Genomic DNA, 6,000 nt, shown 5'->3' on the forward strand with positions numbered 1-6,000 from the left:
CCCCTTGTGGTAAGGAACGGTCAAGCCTAACGCTTCACAACCATGATGAGCGGCACGATTTTGCCGTCTTGAGCATAGAAGGTCGGCGACGACCGCTTGATCAATGGGATCGACGACGTGGCAGCAAGACACATCGCCCTCGTGGCGCTCGTTGCTTTGACCCTGGGCGCCTGCGAAGAGGAGCGGTATCGCGGCTCTGCGCGCCATAACATCCCGATCCCATCGGCGACCTATGCGCTGATGTCCGAGAAGGGCATGAGCAAGGATCAGCCGATCCTGATCCGCTCCTACAAGAAGGAGTCGGAGCTCGAGGTCTGGAAGCGCAAGGGCGATGGCCGCTACGAGTTGCTGAAGACCTTCCCGATGTGCCGCTGGTCCGGCCAGCTCGGTCCGAAGGTCCGCGAAGGCGATCGCATGGCGCCGGAGGGCTTCTATGCCATCTCCCCGGGGCAGATGAACCCGAATTCGTCCTATTATGTCTCGTTCAACATGGGCTATCCCAATGCCTATGACCGGTCCCATGGGCGCACCGGCGCGCATTTGATGGTTCATGGCGCCTGCTCCTCGGCGGGCTGCTATTCGATGACCGACGATCAGATCGGCGAGATCTATGCGCTGGTGCGCGAAGCACAGGGCGCCGGCCAGAAGGCCGTGCAGATGCAGGCCTTCCCCTTCCGGATGACGCCGGAAAACCTCGCCAAGCACCGGCTCGACCCCAATATCGCCTTCTGGAAGAACCTGAAGGAAGGCTCGGACTATTTCGAGGTCGCCAAGGACGAGCCGAGCGTCGGTGTCAGTGGCGGCCGCTACGTCTTCAACGGCGGCAATTTGGGCGGGGCCGTGGCGCAGAAGCGCCAGCAGGACGAGGTCCAGGTTGCGGCGCTGGTGGCGAAGGGCACGCCGGCGGTGAAGCTGATCTATGATGACGGAGACCAGCACAGTTCCTTCAAGCAGACGCTCGTCACGGGTGGGTCCGATTCGCTGAACAGGTCGGCATCCTGGGCTTCGCGGGACGTCGGCATCAGCCGCCCGGACGCGCTGACCGTTGGCCCGCGCGTCGTCGTGCTGGACGACAAGGGACGGACCAAGGCGACGGTGCGTGCGGTTTCGGCCGATAATGAGGCTGTCCTCGCGGCAGTTGCCGCCGCGCCGGCCGAAGTGGCGACGCCGGCTGCTGCTCCCGCTGTGGTGGTCAAGCCCGCCGCTGCGCCGGCCGCGGCTGTTGCCGCGACCCAGGTGGCCAAGGTCCTGCCGGGTGCTGCCCAGCAGGTGCCAGTCGTTGCCAGCGCGGTGCCGGCGGCCCCTGCCGTGGGCACCGTCGCTGATAACCGCCCCTTCTATCAGCGTGCGCTGAGCTTCGTGCCCTTGATCGGAGGCTCGGCGCAGCCTGTGGAGGCGCCTGTGGCCGCGCCAGTCGCTTCCGTCGTTCCGGCGAAGCCGACCAATGTGCGCACGCCGCTGCCGCCGCGTCGGGCAGACACGCTGCGCACGACGCAACTCGACCAGTCGAACGCTGCCTATTCGAGCCAGTCCGCGACCCGTTGAGTCTCCTTTGTCGCGCATTCGATGCGTGACAAAAATATCACCAGATCCTGACTTCCTCGCAGAAGCTCATTTTGACAGCGCAGATGCCGCCCGACAGGCGGCTTCTGCGATTTTCCTGTGCAGGATGCCAAAAAGCTCGTCTTGCTGAGAATCCGGTTCCATCGGCCTGATTGGGGCAGAAACGCGGCAATTCGCGCGCGGTTTCTGTCTTTTGACGGAGCTACTGATGGTTCTCGATCTGATACGTCTTCCGGCGACTGGCGCGGCGCTGTCGCTCGCCATGTTTGCTGGTGCGGCCCAGGCATCCGACCTGCCAAGCAAGAAGGGTCCGCCGCCGGCACCGGTTCCGCCGAGCATCACCTGGATCGATGCTGCGGTCAGCATCAAGGGCGTGACCGACTACGTTTTCCGCGGCATCTCGCAGACGGACCGCAAGCCCGGCGCCCAAGGCTCGGTGGAGCTGCAGTTCTATGACAACCTGTTCTATCTCGGCGTCTTCGGTGCCAATGTCGATCTCGCGACCAGCCCGCCCGCCGAGATCGACTTCTATGGCGGTATCCGTCCGAAATTCGGCCCGGTCACCTTCGACCTGGGCGTGATCCAATATTATTATCCGAATGAGAAGCGCTTCATCGACGGGCTCGGCGTGATCTGGACGCCGCGCAATACCGATTTCACCGAGCTTGCCGGCAAGGTCTCCTATAACTGGGAGGACAAGGCCACGCTCGGCGCCAATGTCTTCTATGCCTGGGACTGGCTCGGCACGGGCGCAACGGGCACCTACGCTTCGCTGACGGCCAAGTACAATCTGCCCTTCCTCGAGGGTCTCTCGGTCTCTGGAGAGTTCGGCCGCTACTGGCTCGGCACCACCAGCACCAACATCGCGTTCCCGACGCCGATCCGGCTGCCCGACTACAATTACTGGAATGCCGGCCTGTCCTACACCTACAAGAACCTGACCGCCGATCTGCGCTATCACGACACCAACCTGTCCAAGGCCAACTGCTTCCTGCTGACCTCCGATCCGCGCGGGATCACCCGAGGCAACGCGGGAGGCGGCTATAGCTCGAACTGGTGCAACCCGACCGTAGTCGGGACGCTCTCCTTCGACATCACGGCCAGCAGCGTCGGGGTCTTCGCGCCGAAGTGACGCCGCGCGATCATGCAGGACAAACGAAGAGGGCCGCTCGTGAGAGCGGCCCTTTTTCATATTCCGAAGCTTGAGGCCACCGGGGTGTCAGGCGAACTGCCCGTGGCAGTGCTTGAACTTCTTGCCGKAGCCGCACGGGCAGGGCTCGTTGCGGCCGACCTTGCCCCAGCTCGATGGATCGGTCGGGTCACGGTCCACAACCGCGACCTCGCCCTCTTCGACTGCGGCATATTGCAGGCCGCTGCCGCCGTAATCGCCGAAGGCGGGAGCAGGCAGGGTATCCTGGGGTGGCAGGATGCCATCCTCCGGCTGATCGAAGCGGACCTCGATGCGCATCAGGTTGCCGGTGACCTGCTCGCGCAGATGGCCGATCAACCCGTCGAAGAGCTCGAAGGCTTCCTGCTTGTACTCGTTCAGCGGGTCGCGCTGGGCATAGCCGCGCCAGCCGACAACCTGTCGGAGATGGTCGAGCGTGACGAGATGCTCGCGCCAGAGATGGTCGAGCGTCTGCAGCAGCACCTGCTTCTCGACATAGGTCATGACCTCTTCGGTGTTGCGGGCGATGCGCTCGGCATAGGCCAGGTCGGCCTGGGTGCGGATGCGTTCGCGGAGTTCCGCGTCGGCGATGCCTTCCTCCTTGGCCCAGTCCTCGATCGGCAAATCGAGATTGAGGAAGTTATGGACGTCTTCGCGCAGGCCAGCAGCATCCCACTGCTCTGCATAGGCCTCTTCGGGGATGCGGCGGGTTACGACGTCCTCGACGACGCCGTGGCGCATGTCGTCGATGGTCTCGCGCACGCTCGCCTGGCGCATGAAATCGCGGCGCTGCTCGAAGACGACCTTGCGTTGGTCGTTCATGACGTCGTCGTATTTCAGGATGTTCTTGCGGATGTCGAAGTTGCGCGCCTCGACCTTGCCCTGCGCCTTCTCGACGGCCTTGTTGATCCAGGGATGGACGATGGCCTCGTCCTCCTTGAGGCCGAGCTTCTGCAGCATTCCGTCCATGCGGTCGGAGCCGAAGATCCGCATCAGATCGTCCTGCAGCGACAGGAAGAATTTCGAGCGGCCCGGGTCACCCTGGCGGCCGGCACGGCCACGGAGCTGGTTGTCGATGCGCCGGCTTTCATGGCGCTCGGTGCCGACGATGTAGAGTCCGCCGGCCTTGAGCACGCGCTGCTTGAAGTCGGCGACCTCGGCGCGGATCGCCTTGGCCTTCTCGTCACGCTCGGGCCCTTCGGGCATGTCGCGCAGATCGTGCTGGATCCGCATCTCGGCATTGCCGCCGAGCTGGATGTCAGTGCCACGGCCGGCCATGTTGGTGGCGATGGTGATCGCCCCTGGGGCGCCGGCCTGGGCGACGATATAGGCTTCCTGCTCGTGGAAGCGGGCGTTCAGCACGGCGAAATACTTGGATGGCTTGCCCTGGCGGGCGGCCTCATAGATCGGCTCCAAAGCGTTCGGAGCGCTGAAATCGATCTGCTTGAAGCCTTCCTTGCTCAGCATTTCGGCGACGAGCTCGGAGCGCTCGATCGACGTGGTGCCGACCAGCATGGGCTGGCCATTGTCCTGCGAGGCCTTGATTTCGCGGATAACGCCACGGACCTTTTCCTCGAAGGTGCGATAGACCTCGTCATCCTCATCGAGGCGCGCGACGGGGACGTTGGTCGGGATCTCGAGCACTTCCAGCTTGTAGATCTGGAAGAACTCGTCAGCTTCCGTCGAGGCCGTACCGGTCATGCCGGCGAGCTTCGAATAGAGCCGGAAATAGTTCTGGAAGGTGATGGAGGCGAGCGTCGCGTTCTCGGGCTGGACCGTGACGTGCTCCTTGGCCTCCAGGGCCTGGTGCAGGCCCTCGGAGTAGCGCCGGCCGGGCATCATGCGGCCGGTGAACTCATCGATGATCACGACTTCGTCGTTGCGGACGATATAATCCTTGTCGCGGGTGAACAGCGAGTGGGCGCGCAGGGCCTGGTTGACGTGATGGACCAATGTGACGTTGGCCGCGTCGTAGAGATCGCCTTCCTTGAGCAGATCGGCCTGGCGCAGCAGCTCCTCGATATGCTCGTTGCCGGCCTCGGTCAGGGAGACGGCGCGCTGCTTCTCATCGACTTCGAAATCGGTCTTGACCAGCGAGGGGATGAGCTTGTCGATCATGACATAAAGATCGGACTTGTCGTCGAGCGGGCCGGAAATGATCAGCGGCGTGCGGGCTTCGTCGACCAGGATCGAATCGACCTCGTCGACGATCGCGAAATGGTGGCCGCGCTGCGACATCTGCGCGACGTCGTATTTCATGTTGTCGCGCAGATAGTCGAAGCCGAATTCGTTGTTGGTGCCGTAGGTGATGTCGCTGGCATAGGCGCGCTGGCGCTCGTCGTCATCGATGCCGTGGACGATGATGCCGGTGGTCAGGCCGAGGAAGTTGTAGAGCTTGCCCATCCATTCGGCGTCGCGGCGGGCTAGGTAGTCGTTGACCGTGACGACATGGACGCCCTTGCCTTCAAGCGCGTTGAGATAGGTCGGCAGCGTCGCGACCAGCGTCTTGCCTTCGCCGGTCTTCATTTCCGAGATCGCACCCTCGTGCAGCACGATACCGCCGATGAGCTGGACATCGTAGGGCCGCTGGCCGAGCACGCGCTTGGCAGCCTCGCGCACGGTTGCGAAGGCCGGCACGAGCAGATCGTCGAGCTTGGCGCCGTTCGCTAATTGCTGGCGGAATTCCTGAGTACGGGCCTGCAGCGCCTCATCGCTGAGGGCGGCGACTTCCTGTTCGAGGGCATTGATCGCGGCGACGCGAGGGGCATAGCCCTTGACGCGCCGGTCATTCGACGAGCCGAAGAGTTTCTTTGCGAGCGCGCCAAGCATGTCTGGCCTTCTTTCGGTGCCTGGCTCGCGGCGGCGCATGGTCATCATCCTGCGCCGACGGAAGCCGGATTATCTCAATTCGACCGCGTGTTTAGACGCGTGCGGGTGCGGGGTCCAGCGTCGCTTTTGCCGGAGCCGGCGCGCTGATCGTGAGGCATCGCTCGCCGGGATGTGGGGTTTTGCACCGCAGGTGCCAAGGGGATCGGTGGCGGGGATGTAAAAAGCGCCTGCGGATTACCGAAAAGCAACCTTCAGGCAACCTCTAAGTGGCTCAATCGCCTTGCCTTCGCCGTGTTCAACTGGCAGTGGAGCGCCAGCATTATTCTGGACATCAGCGAAAGGCCGTCCCGATGAAATTGTCCCGTTTCGCCATGCTGCCGCTTGGGCTTGCATTGGCCGGCGCACCGATGCTTGCCCTGCCGGCCTTCGCTCAGGCGGAC

General features: G+C 63.3%; 3 protein-coding genes. 2 read left to right on the top strand and 1 reads right to left on the bottom strand.

All coding sequences use genetic code 11. The annotated features are described in order from the left end of the window. The first annotated feature begins 117 nt into the window (after window positions 1-117). Both AC1DRP_RS02255 and AC1DRP_RS02260 read left to right on the top strand, forming a co-directional pair. Window positions 118-1,545, top strand: coding sequence for a L,D-transpeptidase family protein (locus AC1DRP_RS02255; protein ID WP_441504300.1), 1,428 nt, complete (start codon window positions 118-120; stop codon window positions 1,543-1,545). 226 nt (window positions 1,546-1,771) lie between these two features. Then, entirely contained in the window at window positions 1,772-2,695 is a 924-nt protein-coding gene (locus AC1DRP_RS02260; RefSeq protein WP_441487859.1) for a TorF family putative porin, read from the top strand. Between the two features lie 87 nt (window positions 2,696-2,782). On the opposite strand, the gene secA is transcribed toward AC1DRP_RS02260, so the two are convergent. Next, window positions 2,783-5,560, bottom strand: coding sequence for a preprotein translocase subunit SecA (secA, locus tag AC1DRP_RS02265; protein WP_476767689.1), 2,778 nt, complete (start codon window positions 5,558-5,560; stop codon window positions 2,783-2,785). Window positions 5,561-6,000: the final 440 nt, after the last annotated feature.

The sequence above is a fragment of the Allobosea sp. 01N443 genome (assembly GCF_056399325.1).

What these genes read in the sequence shown, in the direction of transcription:
- AC1DRP_RS02260 (WP_441487859.1), top strand. Translation starts at nt 1,772, where the DNA reads ATGGTTCTCGATCTGATACGTCTTCCGGCGACTGGCGCGGCGCTGTCG.